The organism is Streptomyces sp. NPDC001339 (assembly GCF_042895955.1).
Taxonomy (GTDB): domain Bacteria; phylum Actinomycetota; class Actinomycetes; order Streptomycetales; family Streptomycetaceae; genus Streptomyces.
In genome coordinates, this window is sequence record NZ_JBIAWT010000001.1 from 804,780 (window position 1) to 827,275 (window position 22,496).

The following is a 22,496-nucleotide window of genomic DNA, read 5'->3' on the forward strand; positions in this document are numbered from 1 at the left end:
CCGTGACGGCCGTCGCGGTCAGCCGAGGACGGCCAGCGCGTCGATCTCGATGAGCAGGCCCTTGGGCAGGCCGACGTAGACGGTCGTACGGGCCGCCGGGGCCTCCTTGAGGCCCTGCTCCTCGAAGTAGGCGTTGTAGATCTCGTTCATCTCGGCGAAGTGGCCGGTGTCGGTGAGGTAGACGCGCAGCATCAGCACGTCCTCCCAGCTCGCCCCGCCCGCCTCCAGGACGGCCCGGACGTTGGCGAGGGTCTGGAGGGTCTGCTCGCGCAGGGTCGGTCCGGCGGGGGTGGGGGCCCGGCCCTCGACCGCCGGGAGGAAGCCGACCTGGCCCGCGACCTGGAGGATGTTGCCCTTCTTCACGCCGTGCGAGAACTTCGCGGGCGGGGTGGTGTGGGTGGCCGGGGTGATGGCGGTCTTCCGGAGCTCGTCGCTCATGAACTCGTCTCCTTGATCGGGGGGCTTTTGACCGGGGGGTTCTTGATCGGGGGGTTCTTGATCGGGGGATTTCCGGAGTACTCCCGGCTGATGGCGTCGGCGGTGCGGCGTACCAGTGGGAGGAGTCTGAGGAGTTCGTCGGCGCTGACGACGACGTTCGGCGCGGAGACCGACATGGCGGCGATGACGCGGCCGTCCGTACCGCGGATGGGAGCCGCGACGCAGTTGATGGACTCCTCGTGGCCACCGAGGTCGCTGGCCCAGCCCTGTTCGCGCACCGTGGCCAGCTCCTTGAGGAAGGCGTCGGGGCCCGGTGTCGAACGGGGGGTGTACAGGGGGTAGTCGAGCCGCTCGGCGACGGCGCGTCGCTCGGGCTCGGGCAGGTCGGCGAGGAGGAGCTTGGCGACGGCGGCGACCGTGAGGGCTACGGGTTTGCCGACGCGCGAGTACATCCGGACCGGGTAGCGGGACTCGACCTTGTCGAGGTAGAGGACCTCGTTCTCCTCATGGACCGCCAGGTGGACGGTGTGTCCGCACCGCTCGTTGAGTTCGACGAGGTGGGGGTGGGCGATCTCGCGTACGTCGAGATTCTCGACGGCCTGCTGGGCGAGGGCGAAGAGCCGGGCGCCGAGGCGGTAGCGCTGGTCGGGCTGGCGGTGGACGATGCCGTGCTCATGGAGCGTGCGCAGCAGCCGCAGGGCGGTGGACTTGTGGACGCCGAGGCGACGGGCGACCTGTCCGAGGTCGGCGGGCCCCTCGGCGAGCAGCGGCAGGATGCTCAGCGCGCGGTCGACGGTCTGGCTCATGCCCTGGGTACCTCCTGGTTCATGGCCTGATGTATCTCCCGGTCCATGGCCTGATGTACCTCCTGGTCCAAGGCCTGATGTACGTGCTGGTCCAAGGCCTGATGTACCTCCCGGTCCGTGGCCTGCTGCTCTGCGGGCGTCGTGGTCTGTTCCGGCGGGCCGGGGCCGCCGGGGCCGGAGCCGAGATCCGGCCCGCCGGAGCCGAGGTCCGGCCCGCCGGGGCCGAGGTGCAGCCCCCGCCAGGCGATGTCGTCGAGGGCCGCCAGCCGGTCGGCGAGGGCACGGGAGGGCGGGGTGGCGAGGTCGCCGGGGACGGTGAGGGCGGCGGCCGCCCAGAGGTGGCCGTAGCGGATGCGGGTGTGCAGGGGCAGGCCGCGGAGGGTGGCGGAGAGGAAGCCGGCGGCGAACGCGTCACCGGCGCCGACGGCCGCGACGACCTCGGCGCGTGGCGCGGGCTGCGCATGCCTACCGCCACTGTCGTCGTACGCCACCGCGCCCGCCGCCCCACGCTTGACGACCAGCATGCCGGGTTCGGGCAGCGCGGCACGGATCGCGTCGGGACCGCCGCTGACGCCCCAGGCCTCCGCCGCTTCGTCCTCGCCGACGAAGACGAGGTCGGCGCCGCGGGCGAGGTCGAGCAGCACGCGGGCGTCGTCTTGGGGGTCGCGCCACAGCCCGGGACGGTAGTTGACGTCGTACGAGACGAGGGGCCGTCGGAGGCGGTCGGGGTGATGACGGCAATCGAAGTGACGGTGGCAATCGACGTGACGCTTCGTCAGCTCCCGCATCAGGGTGCGGCAGTCCTCGGACAGCGCAGCGGTGATCCCCGACAGATGCAGCACCTTGCCCGACCGGATCGCCGCCAGGTCCATAGTGGTGACGGACATGGCGGAAGCGGCGGATCCGGCGCGGTAGTAGGCGACTTCGTGGGCCTCGGTGCCGCGGTCGCCGGCGGTGCGGAAGTAGACGCCGGTGGGGCGGTGCGGGTCGCGCCGGACGTGGGAGACGTCGACTCCGCTCGTGGCGATGGCGGCGACGAGGTGGTCGCCGAAGCCGTCGGTGCCGACGCGGGAGATCCAGCGGGCGGTGTGGCCGGCGCGGGCGAGAGCGCAGGCGACGTTGGACTCGGCGCCGCCGATGGCGCGGTGGAACGACGGCACGTCGGCGAGGCGCCCGGGGCGGCTCGGCAGGAAGGTGACCATGGATTCGCCGAGGCAGACGACGTCGATGTCAGGCGCATGCGGGTCACCGGCACTGTCAGGCGCATGCGAATCACCGGCGCTGTCAGGGGCATGCGGGTCACCGGCGTTCGAAGGCCTGGTCACCGGCGTTCGACCTCCTTCTCGACCCCGCTTCTCGACCTCGCCCTTGACCCCGTCTTGCGGCCGTCTTGACCCCGCCTTGGGCAACGGTTCTCATCATTGACCGAGCAATGGCTCGGATGTTAGACAGCTGTCAGCGATATGCGCAATGGGCGTTGCAGAGCATGCAACACGGTCTGTGAGGAGGCCAGATGGTCGGGGAGCGGCTCGCGCAGGGGCTCAGGGAACTCGCGGACGAAACGGTCGACCACCGCTTCAAGGGTCTCCCCCCGGACGCCGACGGGCTCACCCTCGGCGAGCTGGCCGCCGAGCGCCGCAACCTCTTCGACGGCGGCTTCACCACCCCCGTCCTGGCGCTCTCCGCCGAGTCGGTCGAGCACAACCTGGCCCTGATGGAGACCTACGCCACCCGGCACGGCCTCGCCTTCGCCCCGCACGGCAAGACCTGTATGGCCCCCCAGCTCTTCGCCCGCCAGCTGGAGCACGGTGCCTGGGGCATCACCGCCGCGGTCCCCCACCAGGTCCGCGTCTACCGCAGCTACGGCATCCAGCGGATCTTCCTGGCCAATCAGGTCGTGGACGCGGCCGCGCTGCGCTGGCTCGCCGCCGAGCTGGACGCCGACCCCGGCTTCCACCTCATCTGTTACGTCGACTCGCTGCGCGGTATCGAGCTGATGGACCGGGCACTGCGGGAGGCCGGCGCGACCCGCCCGGTAGATGTGGTCGTCGAGCTGGGCGCCGGCGAGGGCGCCCGTACCGGCGTCCGTACGGAGAGCGAGTGCCTGGAACTGGCCTCTGCCATCGCGGGGGTGGACACCCTGCGCCTGGTGGGCGTCGCGGGCTACGAGGGCGAGGTGCCCGAGCCCACCACGGAGCGGGTGACCGCCTGGGTGCGCCGACTGGTCGCGCTGGCCGTGGAGTTCGACCGGGCGGGCCGGTTCGCCGACCTCGACCAGATCATCGTCAGCGCGGGCGGCAGCGCCTGGTTCGATGCCGTCGCCGACGTATTCGCCGAGATCCCCGAACTGTCCGCCCCGGTCCTCAAGCTGCTGCGCTCGGGCGCCTATGTGTCGCACGACAGCGGCCACTACCGGCGCCTGACGCCGTTCAACCGCGTCCCGGACGAGGGCGCCCTGGAGCCCGCCTTCCGGCTGTGGGCGCAGGTGATCTCCCGCCCCACACCCGAGCAGGCGTTCCTCAACGCGGGCAAGCGCGACGCGGCCCACGACCTGGATCTGCCGCAGGCCCAGGTCATCCGGTCCGGCCGGGACGGCACCGAGCGGCCGGCGCACGGCGTCACCGTCACCAAACTGTCCGACCAGCACGCCTGGGTCAGCACGGAGCGCTCCGGCGATCTGGAGGTCGGCGACTGGGTGGCCCTGGGGCTGTCGCACCCCTGCACCTCGTTCGACAAGTGGCAGCTCATCCCGCTTGTCGAACGGGACGGCACGGTCACGGAGTTCATCCGCACGTTCTTCTAGACGGCTGGACGGTTGGAGAGCCGGACAGTCGGAGAGCCGGACGGTTGGAGAGCTGGACGGCCAGAGGGCCAGAGGGCCGGACGGCTGAAAGGCGGCCATCGAAAACATGGAAGACCTCGTCATCCGTGATGCGGACGTCGTGGACGGTACCGGCGCGCCGTCCTACCGCGCCGATGTGGTCGTCGACGGCGGCCGGATCGTCGCGATCGTCAAGGAGGCCGCGGCGGCCGGCTGCCAACGGCCGCGGGCGCGCCGGGAGCTGGACGCCGACGGCCTCGTCCTCTCCCCCGGCTTCATCGATATGCACGCGCACAGCGACCTCGCGCTGCTCCGCGACCCCGCGCACGAGGCCAAGGCCGCCCAGGGCGTGACCCTCGAAGTCATCGGCCAGGACGGCCTGTCGTACGCCCCGGTCGACGACCGCACGCTGGCCGAGGTCCGCGCCCAGATCACCGGCTGGAACGGCGGAGGCCCGGAGGACACCACCGTCGACTTCGGCTGGCGCACCGTCGGCGAGTACCTCGACCGCCTCGACCACGGCTTCGACGGCCAGGGCATCGCCGTCAACGCCGCCTACCTCGTCCCGCAGGGCACCGTCCGGATGCTCGCCGTCGGCTGGGACGACCGCGAAGCCGCCCCCGACGAGCTGGCCCGCATGAAACGCCTGGTGGCGGAGGGCCTGGAACAGGGCGCGGTCGGCCTCTCCTCCGGGCTGACCTACACCCCCGGCATGTACGCGTCCGACGCCGAACTGACCGAACTCTGCCGGGTGGTGGCGTCGTACGGCGGCTACTACTGCCCGCACCACCGCTCCTACGGGGCGGGCGCCCTCGCGGCGTACGAGGAGATGATCGCCCTCACCCGCGAGGCCGGCTGTGCGCTGCATCTCGCGCACGCCACCATGAACTTCGGCGTCAACAAGGGCCGCGCACCCGAGCTGCTGTCCCTCCTGGACGGTGCGCTGGACGCCGGCGCGGACCTCTCCTTCGACACCTACCCGTACACCCCCGGCTGTACGACGCTGGTCGCGCTGCTGCCGAGCTGGGCGGGCGAGGGCGGCCCCGAGGCGGTCCTGGCCCGTCTGCGGGACGACGCGACGGCCGAGCGCATCCGCCACGCCCTGGAGACCGAGGGCTCCGACGGCTGCCATGGCGTCCCCGTCGACTGGGACACCATCGAGATCTCCGGCGTCGCGGCCCCTGCCCCGGACCCTGACCCGGGCCCGGGCCTGGCCGGCCACGTGGGTCGGACGATCGCGCAGAGCGCCGCCGTACGCGGCGAGCGCCCCTGGGAGACCGCCCGCCGCCTGCTGATCGACGACCGCCTCGGTCCGACGATCCTGCACCACGTCGGCCATGAGGAGAACGTCCGCCGGATCATGCGCCATCGGGTGCACATGGGCGGCAGTGACGGCATCCTCCAGGGCGACAAACCGCACCCCCGCGCCTACGGGACCTTCCCCGAGTACCTCGGCAAGTACGTCCGCGAACTCGGCGTGCTCTCCCTGGAGGAGTGCGTCGCCCATCTCACCGGCCGTCCGGCCGCCCGGCTCCGCCTCCCCGACCGCGGCCTGGTGCGCGAGGGCTACCGCGCCGACCTGGTCCTCTTCGCCCCCCGGACGGTCGGCGCCGGCGCGACGTTCACCGCTCCCCGCACCCTCCCGTCCGGCATTCCGTACGTCCTGATCGACGGCCGCTTCGTCATCGATCACGGCCGCCGTACGGACGTCCTGGCAGGGCGGTCGGTACGGCGCACGGTGCGGGGCCCGGGCCAGGACCTGCGTCGGGCGTGAGGAAGCCCACGCCGTCCGTCGGCCGGCGAGACGTAAAACACCGGGCGGCCGCCGAAATGCGCCCGTAAGGTGGCGGATATGCAGGTGATCCAGTCAACGAAGCTCGCCAACGTCTGCTACGAGATCCGTGGCCCGGTGCTCGAGGAGGCGATGCGGCTGGAGGCTGCCGGTCACCGCATCCTCAAGCTCAACACCGGCAACCCGGCGGCGTTCGGCTTCGAGTGCCCGCCCGAGATCCTCGAGGACATCCTCCGCACCGTCGGGACGGCGCACGGCTACGGGGACGCCAAGGGCCTGCTCTCGGCCCGTCGCGCGGTGATGCAGCACTACCAGACCCAGGGCATCGAGCTCTCCGTCGAGGACATCTACCTGGGCAACGGTGTCTCCGAGCTGATCCAGATGTCGATGCAGGCGCTGCTGGACGACGGCGACGAGGTGCTGGTGCCGGCCCCGGACTACCCGCTGTGGACGGCGGCGGTCTCGCTGGCCGGCGGTACGGCCGTGCACTACCGCTGCGACGAGCAGGCGGACTGGATGCCGGACCTGGCCGACATCGAGCAGAAGATCACCGACCGCACCAAGGCCGTCGTCGTCATCAACCCCAACAACCCCACGGGCGCCGTCTACGACGACGAGCTGCTGCGCAACATCGCGGAGATCGCCCGCCGGCACAACCTGATCGTCTGCGCCGACGAGATCTACGACAAGATCCTCTACGACGGCGTCACCCACACCCCGTTCGCCTCGCTCGCCCCCGACCTGCTGACGCTGACCTTCAACGGACTGTCCAAGGCGTACCGGGTCGCCGGCTACCGCAGCGGCTGGCTGGCGGTCTGCGGCCCGAAGGCGCACGCCTCCTCGTACATCGAGGGGCTGACGATCCTCGCCAATATGCGGCTGTGCGCCAATATGCCCGCCCAGCACGCGGTCGCCGCGGCCCTCGGCGGCCGGCAGTCGATCAATGACCTGGTGCTGCCCGGCGGCCGGCTGCTGGAGCAGCGGGACACGGCGTACGAGCTGCTGACGCAGATCCCCGGCGTCAGCTGCGTCAAGCCCAAGGGCGCGCTGTACGCGTTCCCGCGGCTGGACCCCTCGGTCTACAAGATCAAGGACGACCGGCAGATGGTGCTGGACCTGCTGCGCGCCGAGAAGATCATGATCGTGCACGGCACCGGCTTCAACTGGCCGGAGCCGGACCACTTCCGGCTGGTCACCCTGCCCGGCAAGGACGACCTGGCGGAGGCGGTCACGCGCATCGGCACCTTCCTGGACGGATACGGGCAGTACTGAGCCTCGCCGGTTACGGCCGGTACTGAGCCCTCGGCGGTTACGGACAACTACGGACAACACTGCACCCTCGGCGGTTACGGGCAGTGCCGAGCCGTCACGAGTTCTCTACGGATCACAACTTTAGACATTGTCTAAGCTAGGATGGTCTCCTGGACGTCTTCAGGAGGTCAGGAGGCCATCCCATGTACGAACCGATCCGCACCAAGTCGGTCCACACCATGGCCGCCGCCCCGGGGATCCCGCACCGCTCCCGCGAGGAGGAGCTGGACATCCGGCTCGCCGGACAGCTGACCGCTCTGCTCACCGTCACCGACGAGCTGCACGCGCTCGCCACCCGCGCGGACGGCCCGGAGACCCGCGAGCTGGACGGCCCCGCCCTGGCCGGCGCCGCCGACCGGCTCGCCGAGCAGGTCGCACGGCTCAGCGGCGGCCACTACCCGCTGCGCGCCGAGCCCACCGACGGCGGCGCCCCGTCCCGCGTCCCGGCGCTCCAGCAGCGCGCCCGCACCCTCGCCGGGAACGCCCTGTCGGTCGCCACCTCCCGCGGCGACACCGCGGTGATGACCCTGACCGCGGAGCGGATGGCGGCGCACGCCGGGCCGGCCACCGGCCGCGCGTGGGGCCGGGACCTCGCCTCGACCTGAGCTTCACTCCACCGGCCCAATCCAGTCCGCGGGCCCCGCACCCGTCGTACCGGATGCGGGGCCCGCAGCGTGTGGGCGTGGGCGTGGGCGTCAGCCCAGGCGCTGCACCAGCGCGCGGTACTCGTCCCACAGCTCCTTGGGTGTGTGATCACCGAAGGTGTTGAGGTGCTCGGGGACGAGCGCGGCCTCCTCGCGCCAGACGTCCTTGTCGACCGTGAGCAGGAAGTCCAGGTCGGTGTCGGCCAGTTCGAGGCCCTCGGTGTCCAGGGCCTCCTTCGTCGGCAGCACGCCGATCGGGGTCTCGACGCCCTCGGCCCGGCCGTCGAGGCGGTCGACGATCCACTTCAGGACGCGGCTGTTCTCACCGAAGCCCGGCCACACGAACCGGCCCTTGTCGTCCTTCCGGAACCAGTTGACGTAGTAGATCTTCGGCAGCTTGGACTGGTCCTTGTCCTTGGCCACCTCGATCCAGTGGCCCATGTAGTCGCCCATGTTGTAGCCGCAGAACGGCAGCATGGCGAACGGGTCGCGGCGCAGCTCACCGACCTTGCCCTCGGCGGCGGCGGTCTTCTCGCTCGCCACGTTGGCGCCGAGGAAGACGCCGTGGTTCCAGCCGAAGGACTCGGTGACCAGCGGAACGGCGCTCGCCCGCCGCCCACCGAACAGGATCGCCGAGATCGGCACGCCCTTCGGGTCCTCCCATTCGGGCGCGATGATCGGGCACTGCGAAGCGGGCACGGTGAAGCGGGCGTTGGGGTGGGCGGCCGGGGTCTCGGAGCCGGGCGTCCAGTCGTTGCCCTTCCAGTCCGTCAGGTGGGCCGGGGTCTCCTCCGTCATGCCCTCCCACCAGATGTCGTTGTCATCGGTGAGGGCGACGTTCGTGAAGACCGAATTGCCCCACAGCGTCTTCATCGCGTTGGCGTTGGTGTGCTCGCCGGTGCCGGGCGCGACGCCGAAGAAGCCGGCCTCGGGGTTGATCGCGTACAGGCGGCCGTCCTCGCCGAAGCGCATCCAGGCGATGTCGTCGCCGATCGTCTCGACCGTCCAGCCGGAGACCGTGGGCTCCAGCATGGCGAGGTTGGTCTTGCCGCAGGCCGACGGGAAGGCGGCGGCGACGTACTTGGACTCACCGGTGGGCGGCGTGAGCTTGAGGATCAGCATGTGCTCGGCCAGCCAGCCCTCGTCACGCGCCATGACGGAGGCGATGCGCAGGGCGTAGCACTTCTTGCCGAGCAGGGCGTTGCCGCCGTAGCCCGAGCCGTACGACCAGATCTCACGGGTTTCGGGGAAGTGCGAGATGTACTTGGTCCGGCTGCAGGGCCAGGGGACGTCCGCCTGGCCGGGCTCCAGCGGGGCGCCGACGGAGTGGACGGCCTTCACGAAGAAGCCGTCCTCGCCCAGCTCGTCGAGGACCGCCTGGCCCATCCGCGTCATCGTCCGCATCGAGACCGCGACGTACGCGGAGTCGGTGATCTCCACGCCCAGCGCGGAGAGCTTGGAGCCCAGCGGCCCCATGCAGAACGGGACGACGTACATCGTCCGGCCGCGCATCGAGCCGCGGAACAGCCCCTTCTCGCCCTGGAAGACCTCCCGCATCTCCCCGGGGGCCATCCAGTGGTTCGTCGGCCCCGCGTCCTCCTCCTTCTCGGAGCAGATGAAGGTGCGGTCCTCGACGCGGGCCACATCGCTGGGGTCGGAGGCGGCGTAGTACGAGTTGGGGCGCTTGATCGGGTCGAGCTTCCGGAACGTTCCCTTCCCGACGAGCTCCTCGCACAGACGCTGGTACTCCGCCTCCGAGCCGTCACACCAGACGACCCGGTCGGGCTGGGTGATCGCTGCGATCTCGTCCACCCAGGTGATGAGTCCCTGGTGACGAGTCGGGATGGGGGCGCCCCCCGCACGGTGGGGGTCCCCCCGGTCGAGCGGAGCCGAGACTGGGGGACCGTCGGAGTGCTTGGGGGAGGGAGCCGCGTTGTCGCGCGCCACGATCGCTCCTAGATGAGGGTGTGGACGGACCCGTTCCCGTTTCACCGGGAAGATCCGCGTTTATGGAGTGTCTCTGCCCCTTGGGGGCTGCGACCCGGATGCTTCGTGACCGCTCATCCGGTGCCGACTGCACTCATTTGATCATCCGACCGCTGGAGGGTTCTGTCCAGAGGGCGTTTTCGTGACCGCCGCCACTTCTGGGGGAATCCGTAACCTACGGTTGCGTAGGTAGCATTGCGCCATGTCTTCCGCGCCCGACGCCGCCGAGAGCCGCTCCTCCTCCGTGCCGCCCGCGATGGCGGCGGTCGCCGCCGCTGCCGCGCCCCTCAAGCCGAAACTGCGGGGCTGGCTGCATGCCGGAATGTTCCCCGCCGTCCTGCTGTCCGGCGTCCTCCTCACGGCCCTCGCCGACAGCACCCGCGGCCGCCTGGCCTGCGCGATCTACACCCTGACCGCCTGCCTGCTCTTCGGCGTCAGCGCCCTCTACCACCGGGGCAATTGGAGTCCGCGGATGGACGGCGTCCTGCGCCGCCTCGACCACGCCAACATCTTCCTGATCATCGCCGGTACGTATACCCCGGTAACCGTGCTGCTGATCCCCGGATCACGCGGCCAGGTCCTGCTCTGGGCGATCTGGGCGGCCGCACTGGCCGGTATCGCCTTCCGCGTCTTCTGGGTCGGCGCACCGCGCTGGCTCTACACGCCCTGCTACATCGCCATGGGCTGGGCCGCCGTCTTCTTCCTCCCCGACTTCCTGCGCACCGGCGGCATCGCCGTTCTCGTCCTGGTCGTCGTCGGCGGCCTGCTCTACAGCGCCGGCGGCGTGATCTACGGCATCAAGCGCCCCAACCCGTCCCCCCGGTGGTTCGGCTTCCACGAGGTCTTCCACTCGCTCACGCTCGCCGCCTTCGTTGTCCACTACGTGGGCATCTCGCTGGTGGCTTATACGCACGCGTGAGGCCGTGACCCGGCCGAGGTTGTGGATGTGGACGTGGATGTGGCCGGTGGCTCCTCCGCGCACCTGAGGACACCGGGACACCGGGGGCGGGCGGGCGCCGGGTCACCTTCCGTGGCCGGACATGACCCAACGTACAGGCGGAGGGGGCTCACCTGCCGAGAGTGGGCCCGGACTCTGAGGGCAGCCCCCGGACGCGGAGAGCAGGCCCGGACACGGAGAGCAGGCCCGGACACGGAGAGCAGGCCCCGGAGGAGCTACTCCCTCACGCCCTGAGCTACTCCCTCACGCCCTGAGCCACTCCCTCACGCCCTGAGCCGCTCCGCCAGCTCCTCCGCGTCCGTCGTCGGCCGCTCGCAGGTGAAGCGGCGGCAGACGTACGCGGCCGGTGCGCCGTCGACCAGGGGGCGGTCCTTGAGAAGCGGCACCTCGGCGGCGTCGTCGGACCCGGGGGCGCCCAGCGCGACGACCGCTCCCGGAGCGGTCCCCAGCAGGGCGGCACGATGCAGCGCCCGGGTGGCCGGGTCGGTCTGCGGGCCGACGACCGCGATCTCCCGCGGCCCGTCCAGCGCCGCCTCGGCGACGGCGAGCCCCCAGCCGATGAAGCGCGGGGCCCGGCCGGCGAGCGCGGTGACGATGCCCAGGGCCCGCTCCGCGGCACCGCGGTGCAGATCACTGCCGGTCAGGGCGGCGTACGACAGGAGGGCGCCGGCCGCCGCGGTCCAGCCGGACGGCGTCGCGTTGTCGGTCGGGTCCTGGGGGCGGCGGATCAGCGTCTCGGCGTCGGCGGCGGTGTCGTAGAGCGCGCCGTCCTCGGCGGTGAACTGGAGCAGCACGGTGTCCAGGAAGAAGCCCGCGAACTCCACCCAGACGCCCTCGCCGGTCACCGAGGCGAGGGCCAGGAAGCCCTCGGCGACATTGGCGTAATCCTCCAGGACACCGGAGTTGGCGCCGGGCGCGCCGTCGCGAGAGGTGCGGTGGAGCCGGGCCTGCCAGTCCATGTGGACGCGGACCAGCAGGTCGGCGGCGTCGGTGGCGGCCTGGATCAGGTCCGGGCGGTCGAAGTACGCGCCGGTCTCGGCGAGCGCGGCGATGGCCAGTCCGTTCCAGGAGGCGACGATCTTGTCGTCCCGGCCGGGGCGCGGCCGCCGGCCACGCGCCGCCAGCAGCCGCTCCTTGACGGAGACCAGCCGCTCGGCGTCCACCAGCATGTCGGCGTCGGGAAGTTGGAGCACGGAGGACCCCCCGCCGCGGACGCCGTCGATGTCACCCTCGAAGGTGCCCTCCTCGGTGACGCCGAAGTACGTGGCGGCGAACTCGGCGTCCTTCTCCCCCAGTACGGCGCGCAGCTGCTCCGGCGTCCATACGTAGTAGGCGCCCTCGGCGTGCCTCCCGGTGCCGTCGTCACTGTCCGCATCCAGCGCGGAGGCGAAACCGCCCTGGTCGGTGCGGAGTTCGCGGACCATGAAGTCAGCCGTCTCGACGGCGATCCGGCGGGCGAGGTCCGAACCGGTGGCGCGCCACAGATGTGCATAGGTCCGGCACAGCAGGGCGTTGTCGTAGAGCATCTTCTCGAAGTGCGGCACGGTCCAGGTGGCGTCCACCGCGTAACGCGCGAACCCGCCGCCGAGCTGGTCGTAGATGCCGCCGCGGGCCATCGCCGCACAGGTCGCCTGGACCATTTCCAGGGCCCCGGCGGAGCCGGTGCGGGCGTGGTGGCGGAGCAGGAACTCCAGCGCCATGGACGGCGGGAATTTGGGCGCGCCGCCGAATCCGCCGTGCACCGCGTCGAATTCGCGGGTCAGGCCCATCAGGGCGGTGTGCAGTACGTCGGGGTCCGGCGGGCGCCGGTCGGCGGGCAGCGATGCGGTCAGCGAGCGCCCGGCCAGGTCGGCGACGATCCGGCCGGCGACCTCTCCGACCTCGTCGCGACGGTCGGCCCAGGCGCTCCGGACACCTTCCAGCACCTGCCCGAAGGACGGCATGCCGTGGCGGGGCTCGGGCGGGAAGTACGTACCGAAGTAGAAAGGCTCGGCGTCGGGCGTGAGAAAGACGGTCATGGGCCATCCGCCCTGGCCAGTGGCGGCCTGCACGGCCTCCATATACACGGCGTCGACGTCGGGCCGCTCCTCGCGGTCGACCTTGACCGCCACAAAGTGCTCGTTCAGCAGCTCGGCGGTGGCCGGATCCTCGAAACTCTCGCCGGCCATGACATGGCACCAATGGCACGCAGCGTAACCGACCGACAACAGCACAGGTACGTCACGCCGCTTCGCCTCCGCGAACGCCTCCTCTCCCCATGGCCACCAGTCCACAGGGTTGTCGGCGTGCTGGAGCAGATACGGCGACTGGGAGTCGGCCAGGTGATTCATACCGGCATCGTCGCACGATCCGGACCGCCCAGCCCAGCTTGTCGGGGTCGCGCCAGGGAGTAAGGCGCGGACGTTGTCCGGCAGCGTCGGCAGCTCCGCGCGTTCGTCGGCCTGTAGCCCACCACCGTCAGGTCGCTCTGGAGATGCTGAGGCCCGAACCTCCGGACAGCCCCAGCGCCTTCATGGCACGTACGCTACGAGGCCGCGCTCACATCACGCTGGTGGACGAGTCCCAGGTCGGCGAGCGTGTGGAGCGTGGTGCGAGCGTCGGGTTCGACCCCGCGTCCGCCTTCAGGACGGGCTCGAACTGCGGGGAGTCCCGGCACTGTCCGGCGGTGATGGCGATCGGCAGGGGCTTCTGGCTCTGTTCGACGGCAAGTGCCGTTTGGTGGTCAGGCCGCCGTGCGAGCGCCCGAGTCCGTTGTCGTCCGGCTCGGTGGCGATGCCGCCGGGCGGCTCCTTTTGCAGGTCCCCCATTTCCGCGCCCCGGCGGCATGCTGGTGGGCCTGTCAGACGGTGGAGTCGATGTTTCCGGCCGGTCGCCCGCCGCAAGGCCGCGGCGGCTGCCGTGCCTTCGCGCCGGGGGCCGCCTGGTGGAGAGCCGCTGTGAGGCAGCGCCGGCAGCGGTCGCCGGGCGCGTCGTACAGGGCGGCCTGGTTTGCGAAACGTGGGTACGCGGCGGTGGGAGTGATGACCACCCGCCGGGCGACGGCACGGAGCGTGACTGCCTCCGGGCCGCCGTCTCGGGCGGGTTCGATCCCTGCGCCGAGTAGTGCGTGGCGCAGATTGCCGTGGTGGTGGCCGGCTTTCGGGCGGCAGCCGTGGTGCTCACCGCCGCCGGTTTCAGCTCGCCCGCGGGTCGTTCGGCTGTCTCATCGGCCGGCTCCTGTGGGCAGCGGGGCTTGCTGCGGCTCGGGATGGGGCTCCTGTTCGGCGGGCGACCGCGGTGGGGCGGACTTGCGCGGCAGCAGTACGGCGACGACCAGGGCTCCCGCGCCCAGGATCACCGCACCGATCAGGCTCGTGTGGGACACCGCGTCGGAGAACGCGGAGCCGACCGCGTCGGCCATCTGGGTCGAGCCGTTGGCGAGTTCCGCCGCCTGCTCCTTGAGCTTGGCGGCTTCCATGGGTGAGGCGTGTGCGGCCTGCTCGGTCAGCTGCCGCGCCTTCTCCGCGAAGGATTGCGCCACTGCGTCGCCCGCGGCGACCGAGTCCTTCGCTGCTTCCAGCGCCTCGCGGGGCGCCATGCTTCCCTGGGGCGCGTTGGTGAGGTTTGCCGCGTACGAGGATGCGAGCGCCGAGCCGAGCACGGCGATGCCGAGCGACCCTCCGAGTTCGAGCGAGGTGTCGTTGACGGCGCCGCCGACGCCGAGTTCCGACTCCGGGAAAGCACCCATGATCGTGTCTGTGCAGGGCGAGACGGTGAGGCCCAGGGACAGGCCGAGCAGGGCGAGCGCGGGCACGAAGTCCGGGTACGTGGAACCTCCGTCGATCCTGATGAGCAGCGCCAGGGACGCTGTCCCGCCCACCATGCCCACCATGACCATGACGCGCGCCCCGAAGCGGGGCGTCAGTGCGCCAGTGGCCGCGGCGCCCAGGAAGACCCCGAGTGCGAGCGGCAGCATGCGGATGCCGGTCTCCAGCGGGTCGTAGTCCAGGACGAATTGGAAGTGCTGCGTGAGGTAGTAGAAGACGCCGAACACGGCGAGGAAGAAGACCGCGATCGCAAGGTTCGCGCCGGCGAATGCTCGCTGGGCGAACTTCCGCACGTCGAGGATCGGCCGCGGGTGGCGCAGCTCCCACCAGACGAACAGGAGCAGGCCGATCGCGGCGATGGCCGCGGCGGTGAACGCCGACTTGCCCCAGCCGAAGTGGGGACCGTCGATGATCATGTAGATCAGTGCGCCGGACCAGATCACCGAGAGCAGGCCGCCGAAGTAGTCGATCCGGCCCTGGTCGCCGGCCTTGGACGGCGGCACCAGGACGAACGCTGCCACGATCGTGACCGCGCACACCGGGACGTTGATCAGGAACGTGGACTCCCAGCCGTTGTCCTTCAGGAGTACACCGGCGATCAGCGGTCCGGCGGCGATGGCGAGGCCCGAGGTGGCGGCCCAGATGGTGATGGCCTTGGCCCGCTCCTCGCGCGGGAACGTCGCCGCGAGCAGCGAGAGCGTCGCGGGCATGATCATTGCGGCGCCGAAGCCCATGACTGCGCGGACGATGATGATGTGGACGGAGGTACTCGCGAAGGCGCCTGCGACGCCGCCCGCGGCCATGATGAACAGCCCGAGCACGAGAGAGCCCCGGCGGCTGTACTTGTCGCCGATCGCGCCGAGCAGCAGCATGAGCGCGGCGTACGGGACGGTGTAGGCGTCGATGACCCACTGGAGGTCGGAGCTGGACAGGTCGAGATCGCGAGTCATGTCCGGTGCGGCCACCGTCAAGGCGGTGTTCGCCATGACCGCGATCATCAGGCTCAGGCAGAGCACCAGCAGCGCCCACCAGCGGCGGGCATACGGTCGGCTCATCCGTTCGACCGGTTCATTGACGACTAACAACATGTGAGCCCCCCTTCGTTCGTCTTGGTTCCGGCTCTGCGACTGGCAGGTGGCAAGGGCAGAGACGACGCAGCAAGTTGCACGCAGGTGTGCAATGTAGCCGTACTTGCACACGCCTGTACAACCACGCAGGACAAGGCTGTGCAAAATGGGGGCCATGAACCCACACGCGTCGAGCCTCAGAGCCCGCGCCAACCGACGACACATCCTCGACGTCGCCCTCACCGAACTGCTCCGCACGCCGGACGCGTCGATGAATCAGATCGCCCGCGCGGCGGGCGTCGTACGGCGCACCGTCTACGGGCACTTCCCCAGCCGCGACGCGCTGATCGCCGCGATCGTTGACGAGGCCATCGAGGCGGTGGAGCAGGCCCACGCCGTGGGCCGCGAGGGGGTGGCGGACCCGGCCGAGGCACTCGCCCGCTCACTCCTCGCCGTCTCGGAGGTCGTCGACGGCTACCGCCTACTGCTCGCCCTCGCACAGCAGAGCGTCACGATGAAGGGGATCCGCGACCGCCTCGGCGCCGTCCACGAGGCCGGCACCCAGCTCATCCGACGCGCCCTGGAAGACGGGACGTTCACCTCGCCCCTGCCACCGGAGGGGCTGCGCTACGTCCTGGAGGGGGTGCTGTTCTCGGTGATGGAGGCCACCAACAACGGGCACGTGCGGCCCCAGGAGGCGGGCCGGGCCACCACGGTCACCTTCCTGACCGCGGCGGGCATGCCCCATGACCGCGCCACCGAGCTGGTGGACGAGATCCTGGCCCGGTGACGCCCCAGAGCCCGGCCCCCGTGCTGCCGCTCAGCCGGTACCGAAGAGAATCCGTACGAAGTACTGGGTGTCGAAGAACTCGCGCATGGCCTTGATACGCCCCCCTTCGACCGTGAACACCGAGACCACGTTCGCCTCATAGGGCGTACCGTCCTTGGCCGCCGAACGGGCCACACAGTCGAGCACCACCGTGTCGCCCTCCGATATCAGGTTGTTCACGTCAAGCGCGTACGGCACATCGGGCGAAAACAAGTCCATCAGGGGAAGCATGAACTTGTTGAAGATCTGGTCATGGCCCACCCAGTTGCCGGCGAGCTGGTGATTTCCAGGAATACGGAACTCGGCATCTTCCCAAATGGTGGCGGTTATGCCTTCCGCGTCCCGCGCGTCAATTGCCTTGAGGTATGCCTCAACGACACTCTTCGCGTCAGGGTGTGACATGGCTGCTCCCGGAGTGTGAGTGACAGTTAGTCGTTTTGCGCGTCTCGCAGAATACATGCGTAGGCACGTCCAGCGTCTGGGGGCGGCAGCCCTCATACGTGCGAAAGGAAGACCGGGTTGCAATGCAATGACCATGGAGAGGCCAGTTAGCAGGGATTACCGTGGCACACATCGCGCGCCCACTGTCTGTCCATCACAGGCTCATCGTGCGGTCACAGCTCGCCCATCGCGTGGTCTACGGGCGCCCCGCCCTGACCGGGTTCACCGCGGCCGCCACTTGGTGGCCCCACCCCCCGTGCAGAGTCCGGATAGTCGAGCAACTACGCGAACAACGCGACCACCTTGATTCAGCGTTGCGTGGAGGGTGACGCGTGATAGGCAGTCGATCAGCCTCTGATCTGCAAGGCTCCGGGACCCGCCGGCCCCGGTCGCCGATCGGTGGCCACTCCGGCTCGATTGCCGCTCTTGCGGAGTGTTGAATTCCGCACTATCCGGCAACCCATGCACGCACCTATTAAACTTGTTTCAGGGCCTCACTGCCGTTACGGTCATCCCGAAGGTCATCTACGACGCCCATCGACCGAGCACACGGGCTGTCGCCAGGAAAAATAGCTGCATTTTCCAACGATCTCAAACAAACGGGGAGTACTGATGTGGTTTCGCATGCTTGGTCCCTTGGAGGTTCTCGAAGCCGGACGCCCGATCGCCCTGGGTGGCACCAAGCAACGAGCCACTCTGGCCTACTTGCTTCTGAATGCCAATCGCGTGGTCCCCACCTCGGAACTCCTGAATGCATTATGGGTCGATGGAAACGCTCCGACATCGGCGCGTAAAATCCTGCAGAACTCCGTCTGGGGATTGCGCCGGGCATTCTCGGCCCAGCACGCCGATCGCTGGTCCGAAGTCCTGGTGACGAAAACACCTGGATACATGATCCGGGTCGACCTCGAACAGGTCGACCTCCATCTGTTCCACCAGCGGGTCAACGAGGGGCGCACCGCCCTGGAGACGGACTCCCCGGCAAAGGCGGCGAGGATCCTCAAGGGGGCGCTGGACCTGTGGCAGGGCCAAGCCCTCACCGACCTCGTGGAGGCCGGAATATCCTGGCCCCAGCTCACTGCCGCGGAGAACACACGGCTCGACACGATCGAGGACTACTTTGAGGCCGAACTCCAGTGCGGGCACCACCAGTCGATGCTCCGCGCACTGGAGTCGACGGTCGAGTCCGAACCCCTGCGCGAGCGCATGTGCGGCCAGCTCATGCTGGCACTCTACCGCTGCGGCCGCCAAGCGGATGCCCTGAAGGTATACAGCCGTCTGCGGGCCTCGCTCATCGACAACCTGGGCCTGGAGCCCCGGCGCGAGCTCCAGTCGCTGCAGCAGGCCATCCTGAACCACAGCACGGAACTGTCCCTGTCCGGACCCCCCATGTCCGCCGAACGCGTCGAGCGCGTCCGCGCCGACGGGTCGCCGGTCGCTGACCGGGAACCGGAGGAGCCGCGGGCGGACTACTCCGACCTGGTCGAGCAGGAGGCCGAGGCACCACTACCCCTTCACGCCGCGGGCCCTCCGCAGGGGGCGTCCCCGTCGGCCTCGCCGACCGGGCAGCGCCGTACCGTGAGCGTGCTCCTCTTCAAGTCGGACTTCGGGCTCGCACCGGGCGCCTTCCCGTTGAGCGGGACCGAAGACCTGCACGACGACATAGCCGACCGTGTCCGCGGCCTCATCACGGCGTTCGACGGCACGGTCATCAGCTCGATCGGCTCCACCCACCTGGCGGTGTTCGGCGCCCTGGACTCGGACGGCAACCACGCTCGGTCCGCGGTGCGCGCCGCCACGGCGATCCGGGACGAGCTCCATGCGAAGGACGCCGTGGTCCCGCTGTCGCGACCAGCCCAGGGATGGTACGCGCCGACTCTCCACGCCGCGGTGGCGACTGGGGAGGCGCGCCTGCGGTACCTCGGGACCGGGGAGACCATGGCGGTCTGGTCCGCCGACGGAGAACCGCTTGAGGAGAGCCGGTTCCTGCTGCGCAATGCCGGGCCCGGCGAGATCCTGGTATGCGGAACCACGCGTCAGCTGACGGCGTCCGCCGTGTCCTACGAAAGGGCGGGCGACACCGTGCATGCCTGGAAGGCCACGGAGGACCGCGCCCGCTTCCGCACGTCCAAGTCGGCCGGCCCCGTCAGCAGGGAGGTCGAACTCGACGTGCTGCGCGGCCTGTGGCATCGGGTGCGCTATCACGGCATGCCCCATGTCGTCACGATCCTCGGCGGCCCCAACACCGGCAAGAGCCAGCTGCTCAAGGACTTCGAGCGCCGCATCCTGGACGAGGCGATCCCGACGCGGTTCCTCTCGTACTCCGCGCCCTGCCAGTCACAGGGTCGGTTATGGGGCGCACGGAGGTCCTTGCGGACCCGGCCGGGTCCCCTGTTCACCCCGCAGGGGGCGGGGGCGGAAGCCCGCATGGCCGAGCTGTCGGGCCTGCTGGACCCGCAAGGCTCCTCCGGCGGCTCCGAGGATCCGCGTCCGGTCGTGGTAGCCATCGACGACCTGCACCTGAGCGACGGCACGTTCCTCGACTATGTAGGCAACCTATGCAGTCGCACGGCCAGCGGCCCGGTGCTCGTCGTCACGACGGCACGCCGGGAGCTCTTCCGCAGGCGGCCGGGCTGGGGCGGGGGGATGTCGCTCGTCACGTCCCTGTCCATCGACCCTCCAGCCCTGTGCCTCAGCAGCGACCTGAGGACTGTCCATTAGCGTCGTCACACACGGCTGTCCCTGTCCGGCACACCTTGGACGGCCGACTCCGGGGGCGCGGCCGCGCCCCCGGAGTCAGTGGTGGAGTCCGCGTTTGCCGGGCGTCCAGAACGGCTTGACCTTCACCTGCGTACGGGGCCAGGAGCGCTCGTTCACCAGATGATTGCGGACCGCCTGCCCGGTCCGCGCCTCACCTGCGACGTAGGCGACTCCGGGCTCGTCGGGAAGGTCCATCGCCGACAGGGCCTTCAGGAGGACGGATGAGGAGACCGCCGATGCACCGTGCCGGTGCACGCGTGTCATGGGGTGGTCCCCGGGGACCGGGACCACGTTGTCCGCCGTCTCACTCTCCAGTAGTCCGTACACCCGGGCGTCGGGCCCGAGCGCCCTGATCATGGGGCCGAAGGCAGCGGCGGCGGTCTCGTCGCCGACGAACAGGTGGTAGGGAGTGTCGGGCTGGAGGTCGAAGTCGCCCAAGGGACCCCAGAAGGAGATCTGTTCGCCCTCCTTCACGTCGCGGACCCACGTGAGACCGATGCCGTCTCCCTCGTAGAGGTGTGCCCGGATCTCGAACTCACCGCTCGCTTCCGAGTGGTCCCAGACCGAGTACGTGCGCAGCGTTTCGCTCGGACGCAGGATGCCGTAGAGCGACAGCGGGTCGTTGATCTGGATTCTGACGTGCCGTCCGGGCGGGATCGGCACCCCGGCCAGGGCATCGCAGGCGATCTTGACGCGCTTCATCGTGGGCGTCACCGATCCTGTCTCGGTGACCAGCCCTTCCCTTCTCTGCTTGGCGAATAAGTGCTCCAGAGGGTTGAGGGACGGGCGCCTGGCCGACTTGGCCGAACTCCCTGACATGTCGGGCTCCTTCCAGTGGTCGGATACCGCAAGGGGGATCCAGTGGGCGGTGAGGCGCGCAGCCGTACGGGGGAACGGACTGCGCGCCGGCTCTAGGGGTTTCGCCGTGAAACGGGGGTCCGGGTCAGCGCCGCCGCGCTTCCTGCAGGAGCCCCTCTCTCACGGCGTCACCGGCAACCGCCTTGTCCAGTACGCCGATCAGCCGGTCGATCTGCGCGTCCCTGGTGGAAAGCGCCCTGGAGACGCCCCAGACGCCTCCCGCGACAAGGACCGCGGCCGTCGCCGCAACCCGCCAGTCCTCAAAGCCCTTCAGCATCGCGATCCCCTGCGCCTTGACCATGGACAGCACGAGTCCCACTCAGTAATATTCTAGATCCTGACTTAACTTACTGGCTATAACAAACCATAGACTAGCTATCATGTCAATGGCTACGAATGGGAGGACGAACCAATGAGTCAGCAAACGTCGAGTCCCCGGGTGGAACGGCGCCGGCAGGCCACCTTGCTGGAGATCCGTACGACAGCCCGCCGACTCCTGCGCAAGCACGGCCCAACCGGTGTGACGGTCAACGCCGTTGCCCGCGAGATGGGCATGAGCGGCCCGGCCGTCTACCGCTACTACGCCAGCCACGACGCACTGGTCGAAGCAGTCATCGCGGACTTCTACCAGGAGCTGGCCACGACGATGCTGGCGGCGCGGGACGCCTGCTCACCCGAACACCCCGGCAGGCGGCTGCTGTCGACGTGTCGGGCGATGCGCACCTGGGCCATCGACCACCCCAGCGAGTTCAGCTGGATGTTCGCCAGCCCCGTGATGTCGACGGTCAGGCAGGACGAGGAATCGCCCCGGCAGAGGGCCGGGCAGCAGTTCGAGAAAGTCTTCCTCGACCAGCTCGTGGACGTCTGGGAGCGGTCCCCTTATCCGGTGCCGAGTTTCGACGACCTCTCACCCTCGATCCAGCGGCAGATGACCGACTACTCGGCCCGGACGAACAGCACGCTCCCGCCCGAGGCGCTGCACCTGTTCATGTCGAGCTGGATCAAACTCTACGGCCTGCTGTGCATGGAGGTCCTCCACCAGCTCGACTTCGCTTACAGCGACCTCGAGCCGGTCTTCGAGGAGAATCTGCACGAGCTGTGCACCATGCACAACCTGACCTACGAGCCGGCCCCCTCCAGGTGACGCCCGAGCCCCGCCCGGCCCCGCGGTCACACCCCCACCCGCCGGGCCGGTGACAGGTCAGTAGGAGAGCAGCGCCCTTCTCACCACCCTCGCGACCTGCTGGACCTGGTCCTGGAAGTAGAAGTGCCCCCCGGGGAACGTGTGTACCTCCGCAGGGGCCGAGGTCAGCCCCTGCCACAGGGCCGCCTCCTCCGGTGAGACGAGCGGGTCCGCCTCGCCGGTCAGCACTGTGACCGGGCAGTCCAGCGAGGCACCGGGAACCATGCTGTACGTCGCCAGCGCCCGGTAGTCGGACCGCACCGCCGGCATGATCATCGCGACCATCTCGGGGTCGTCCAGGATGTCCCCGCCGACGCCTCCCAGCCGGTGCAGTTCGGCCAACAGCTCCGCGTCTCCGGACAGTTGATCGCCGGGGCGCCGTCCCGCCGACGGAGCCGCACGGCCGGAGGCGAACAGCCGCGTGAGATCCTTCGGTGACTGCTCCTCGCGCAGCGCCAAGGCCGCTTCGAAGGCCACGAGTGCGCCCATGCTGTGACCGAAGAACGCGCACGGACGCCCGTCCCAGAAGGTCGCGCACACCTCCTCCTTGACTGCCTCGGCCATCCGGCGGATCTCCTCAACCGGCGCCTCCCTGCGGCGGTCCTGGCGCCCCGGGTACTGCACCCCCAGCACCTCCACGTCCGGCGCCAGCGCCCGTGCGAGCCCCGTGAAGAAACTGACGGCGCCGCCCGCATGCGGAAAGCACACCAGCCGGACGTCCCCCGACCCAGTCACCGCCATCCGCCGTATCCAGCGACTGCTGCTCATGCCCGATGCCCTCTTCCCTTGGTGCTGT

At 69.8% G+C, this 22,496-nt stretch carries 18 protein-coding genes; 8 read left to right on the plus strand and 10 right to left on the minus strand.

Translation table 11 applies throughout. The features are described from left to right. Positions 1 to 18: 18 nt before the first annotated feature. The 3 genes from ACFY12_RS03450 to ACFY12_RS03460 are packed head-to-tail and all read right to left on the minus strand — an operon-like array spanning position 19 to position 2,446. Positions 19 to 438, minus strand: a complete 420-nt coding sequence (locus tag ACFY12_RS03450; RefSeq protein ID WP_390714004.1) for a RidA family protein — start codon at positions 436 to 438, stop codon at positions 19 to 21. Beyond that, positions 435 to 1,244, minus strand: a complete 810-nt coding sequence (locus ACFY12_RS03455) for an IclR family transcriptional regulator (protein ID WP_390714005.1) — start codon at positions 1,242 to 1,244, stop codon at positions 435 to 437. Before ACFY12_RS03455 ends, ACFY12_RS03450 begins: the two co-directional genes overlap by 4 nt. Then, the gene (locus ACFY12_RS03460; RefSeq protein WP_390714366.1) at positions 1,241 to 2,446 is read right to left on the minus strand and encodes a sugar kinase; all 1,206 of its coding nucleotides are present in this window, start codon (positions 2,444 to 2,446) and stop codon (positions 1,241 to 1,243) included. Before ACFY12_RS03460 ends, ACFY12_RS03455 begins: the two co-directional genes overlap by 4 nt. A 311-nt stretch (positions 2,447 to 2,757) precedes the next feature. On the opposite strand from ACFY12_RS03460, the gene ACFY12_RS03465 reads away from it, so the two are divergent. From ACFY12_RS03465 to ACFY12_RS03480, 4 genes are all read left to right on the plus strand, one after another. Continuing rightward, the gene (locus ACFY12_RS03465; protein ID WP_390714006.1) at positions 2,758 to 4,047 is read left to right on the plus strand and encodes an amino acid deaminase; all 1,290 of its coding nucleotides are present in this window, start codon (positions 2,758 to 2,760) and stop codon (positions 4,045 to 4,047) included. Between the two features lie 106 nt (positions 4,048 to 4,153). Continuing rightward, positions 4,154 to 5,839, plus strand: coding sequence for an amidohydrolase family protein (locus ACFY12_RS03470; protein ID WP_390714007.1), 1,686 nt, complete (start codon positions 4,154 to 4,156; stop codon positions 5,837 to 5,839). Between the two features lie 78 nt (positions 5,840 to 5,917). After that, positions 5,918 to 7,129, plus strand: a complete 1,212-nt coding sequence (locus ACFY12_RS03475) for a pyridoxal phosphate-dependent aminotransferase (RefSeq protein WP_390714008.1) — start codon at positions 5,918 to 5,920, stop codon at positions 7,127 to 7,129. A gap of 182 nt (positions 7,130 to 7,311) precedes the next feature. Next, a complete protein-coding gene (locus tag ACFY12_RS03480) occupies positions 7,312 to 7,773 on the plus strand; it encodes a hypothetical protein (RefSeq protein WP_390714009.1) in 462 nt (153 codons plus the stop codon). Positions 7,774 to 7,863: 90 nt separating this feature from the next. On the opposite strand, the gene ACFY12_RS03485 is transcribed toward ACFY12_RS03480, so the two are convergent. After that, positions 7,864 to 9,657 (minus strand): phosphoenolpyruvate carboxykinase (GTP), encoded by a 1,794-nt coding sequence (locus ACFY12_RS03485; protein WP_390714367.1) that lies wholly within the window; start codon positions 9,655 to 9,657, stop codon positions 7,864 to 7,866. Between the two features lie 343 nt (positions 9,658 to 10,000). Here ACFY12_RS03485 and ACFY12_RS03490 point away from each other — a divergent pair, with 343 nt between their 5' ends. After that, complete coding sequence (locus ACFY12_RS03490; RefSeq protein ID WP_390714010.1) at positions 10,001 to 10,717, plus strand: hemolysin III family protein; 717 nt, start codon at positions 10,001 to 10,003, stop codon at positions 10,715 to 10,717. Positions 10,718 to 11,019: 302 nt separating this feature from the next. Here ACFY12_RS03490 and ACFY12_RS03495 read toward each other — a convergent pair whose 3' ends face one another. Together ACFY12_RS03495 and ACFY12_RS03500 are read right to left on the minus strand one after the other, a co-directional pair. Beyond that, positions 11,020 to 13,086, minus strand: a complete 2,067-nt coding sequence (locus ACFY12_RS03495) for a thioredoxin domain-containing protein (RefSeq protein WP_390714011.1) — start codon at positions 13,084 to 13,086, stop codon at positions 11,020 to 11,022. 872 nt (positions 13,087 to 13,958) lie between these two features. Next, on the minus strand, positions 13,959 to 15,650 hold the full coding sequence (locus ACFY12_RS03500) for an MFS transporter (protein ID WP_390714012.1): 1,692 nt from the start codon (positions 15,648 to 15,650) through the stop codon (positions 13,959 to 13,961). A 154-nt stretch (positions 15,651 to 15,804) separates the two neighbouring features. Between ACFY12_RS03500 and ACFY12_RS03505 the strand changes: the two genes are divergently transcribed. Beyond that, entirely contained in the window at positions 15,805 to 16,419 is a 615-nt protein-coding gene (locus ACFY12_RS03505) for a TetR/AcrR family transcriptional regulator (protein ID WP_390714013.1), read from the plus strand. 30 nt (positions 16,420 to 16,449) lie between these two features. On the opposite strand, the gene ACFY12_RS03510 is transcribed toward ACFY12_RS03505, so the two are convergent. Further along, positions 16,450 to 16,860 carry a nuclear transport factor 2 family protein gene (locus tag ACFY12_RS03510; protein WP_390714014.1) on the minus strand — a complete coding sequence of 137 codons (411 nt, stop codon included), beginning with the start codon at positions 16,858 to 16,860 and terminating at the stop codon, positions 16,450 to 16,452. A gap of 930 nt (positions 16,861 to 17,790) precedes the next feature. On the opposite strand from ACFY12_RS03510, the gene ACFY12_RS03515 reads away from it, so the two are divergent. Further along, positions 17,791 to 19,620, plus strand: a complete 1,830-nt coding sequence (locus tag ACFY12_RS03515) for a BTAD domain-containing putative transcriptional regulator (protein ID WP_390714015.1) — start codon at positions 17,791 to 17,793, stop codon at positions 19,618 to 19,620. 75 nt (positions 19,621 to 19,695) lie between these two features. On the opposite strand, the gene ACFY12_RS03520 is transcribed toward ACFY12_RS03515, so the two are convergent. Both ACFY12_RS03520 and ACFY12_RS03525 read right to left on the minus strand, forming a co-directional pair. After that, positions 19,696 to 20,478, minus strand: a complete 783-nt coding sequence (locus ACFY12_RS03520; RefSeq protein WP_390714016.1) for a siderophore-interacting protein — start codon at positions 20,476 to 20,478, stop codon at positions 19,696 to 19,698. Between the two features lie 124 nt (positions 20,479 to 20,602). Further along, positions 20,603 to 20,836, minus strand: a complete 234-nt coding sequence (locus ACFY12_RS03525) for a hypothetical protein (protein ID WP_390714017.1) — start codon at positions 20,834 to 20,836, stop codon at positions 20,603 to 20,605. 93 nt (positions 20,837 to 20,929) lie between these two features. Between ACFY12_RS03525 and ACFY12_RS03530 the strand changes: the two genes are divergently transcribed. Further along, complete coding sequence (locus ACFY12_RS03530) at positions 20,930 to 21,661, plus strand: TetR/AcrR family transcriptional regulator (protein WP_390714018.1); 732 nt, start codon at positions 20,930 to 20,932, stop codon at positions 21,659 to 21,661. A gap of 57 nt (positions 21,662 to 21,718) precedes the next feature. On the opposite strand, the gene ACFY12_RS03535 is transcribed toward ACFY12_RS03530, so the two are convergent. Continuing rightward, entirely contained in the window at positions 21,719 to 22,468 is a 750-nt protein-coding gene (locus ACFY12_RS03535) for a thioesterase II family protein (RefSeq protein ID WP_390714019.1), read from the minus strand. Positions 22,469 to 22,496 lie beyond the last annotated feature (28 nt).

Bases quoted from the DNA above. Each gene is read 5' to 3' on its own strand.
- ACFY12_RS03450 (WP_390714004.1), bottom strand. From the start codon at position 438: ATGAGCGACGAGCTCCGGAAGACCGCCATCACCCCGGCCACCCACACC.
- ACFY12_RS03455 (WP_390714005.1), bottom strand. From the start codon at position 1,244: ATGAGCCAGACCGTCGACCGCGCGCTGAGCATCCTGCCGCTGCTCGCC.
- ACFY12_RS03460 (WP_390714366.1), bottom strand. From the start codon at position 2,446: ATGGTCACCTTCCTGCCGAGCCGCCCCGGGCGCCTCGCCGACGTGCCG.
- ACFY12_RS03465 (WP_390714006.1), top strand. From the start codon at position 2,758: ATGGTCGGGGAGCGGCTCGCGCAGGGGCTCAGGGAACTCGCGGACGAA.
- ACFY12_RS03470 (WP_390714007.1), top strand. From the start codon at position 4,154: ATGGAAGACCTCGTCATCCGTGATGCGGACGTCGTGGACGGTACCGGC.
- ACFY12_RS03475 (WP_390714008.1), top strand. From the start codon at position 5,918: ATGCAGGTGATCCAGTCAACGAAGCTCGCCAACGTCTGCTACGAGATC.
- ACFY12_RS03480 (WP_390714009.1), top strand. From the start codon at position 7,312: ATGTACGAACCGATCCGCACCAAGTCGGTCCACACCATGGCCGCCGCC.
- ACFY12_RS03490 (WP_390714010.1), top strand. From the start codon at position 10,001: ATGTCTTCCGCGCCCGACGCCGCCGAGAGCCGCTCCTCCTCCGTGCCG.
- ACFY12_RS03495 (WP_390714011.1), bottom strand. From the start codon at position 13,086: ATGAATCACCTGGCCGACTCCCAGTCGCCGTATCTGCTCCAGCACGCC.
- ACFY12_RS03500 (WP_390714012.1), bottom strand. From the start codon at position 15,650: ATGTTGTTAGTCGTCAATGAACCGGTCGAACGGATGAGCCGACCGTAT.
- ACFY12_RS03505 (WP_390714013.1), top strand. From the start codon at position 15,805: ATGAACCCACACGCGTCGAGCCTCAGAGCCCGCGCCAACCGACGACAC.
- ACFY12_RS03510 (WP_390714014.1), bottom strand. From the start codon at position 16,860: ATGTCACACCCTGACGCGAAGAGTGTCGTTGAGGCATACCTCAAGGCA.
- ACFY12_RS03515 (WP_390714015.1), top strand. From the start codon at position 17,791: ATGATCCGGGTCGACCTCGAACAGGTCGACCTCCATCTGTTCCACCAG.
- ACFY12_RS03520 (WP_390714016.1), bottom strand. From the start codon at position 20,478: ATGTCAGGGAGTTCGGCCAAGTCGGCCAGGCGCCCGTCCCTCAACCCT.
- ACFY12_RS03530 (WP_390714018.1), top strand. From the start codon at position 20,930: ATGAGTCAGCAAACGTCGAGTCCCCGGGTGGAACGGCGCCGGCAGGCC.
- ACFY12_RS03535 (WP_390714019.1), bottom strand. From the start codon at position 22,468: ATGAGCAGCAGTCGCTGGATACGGCGGATGGCGGTGACTGGGTCGGGG.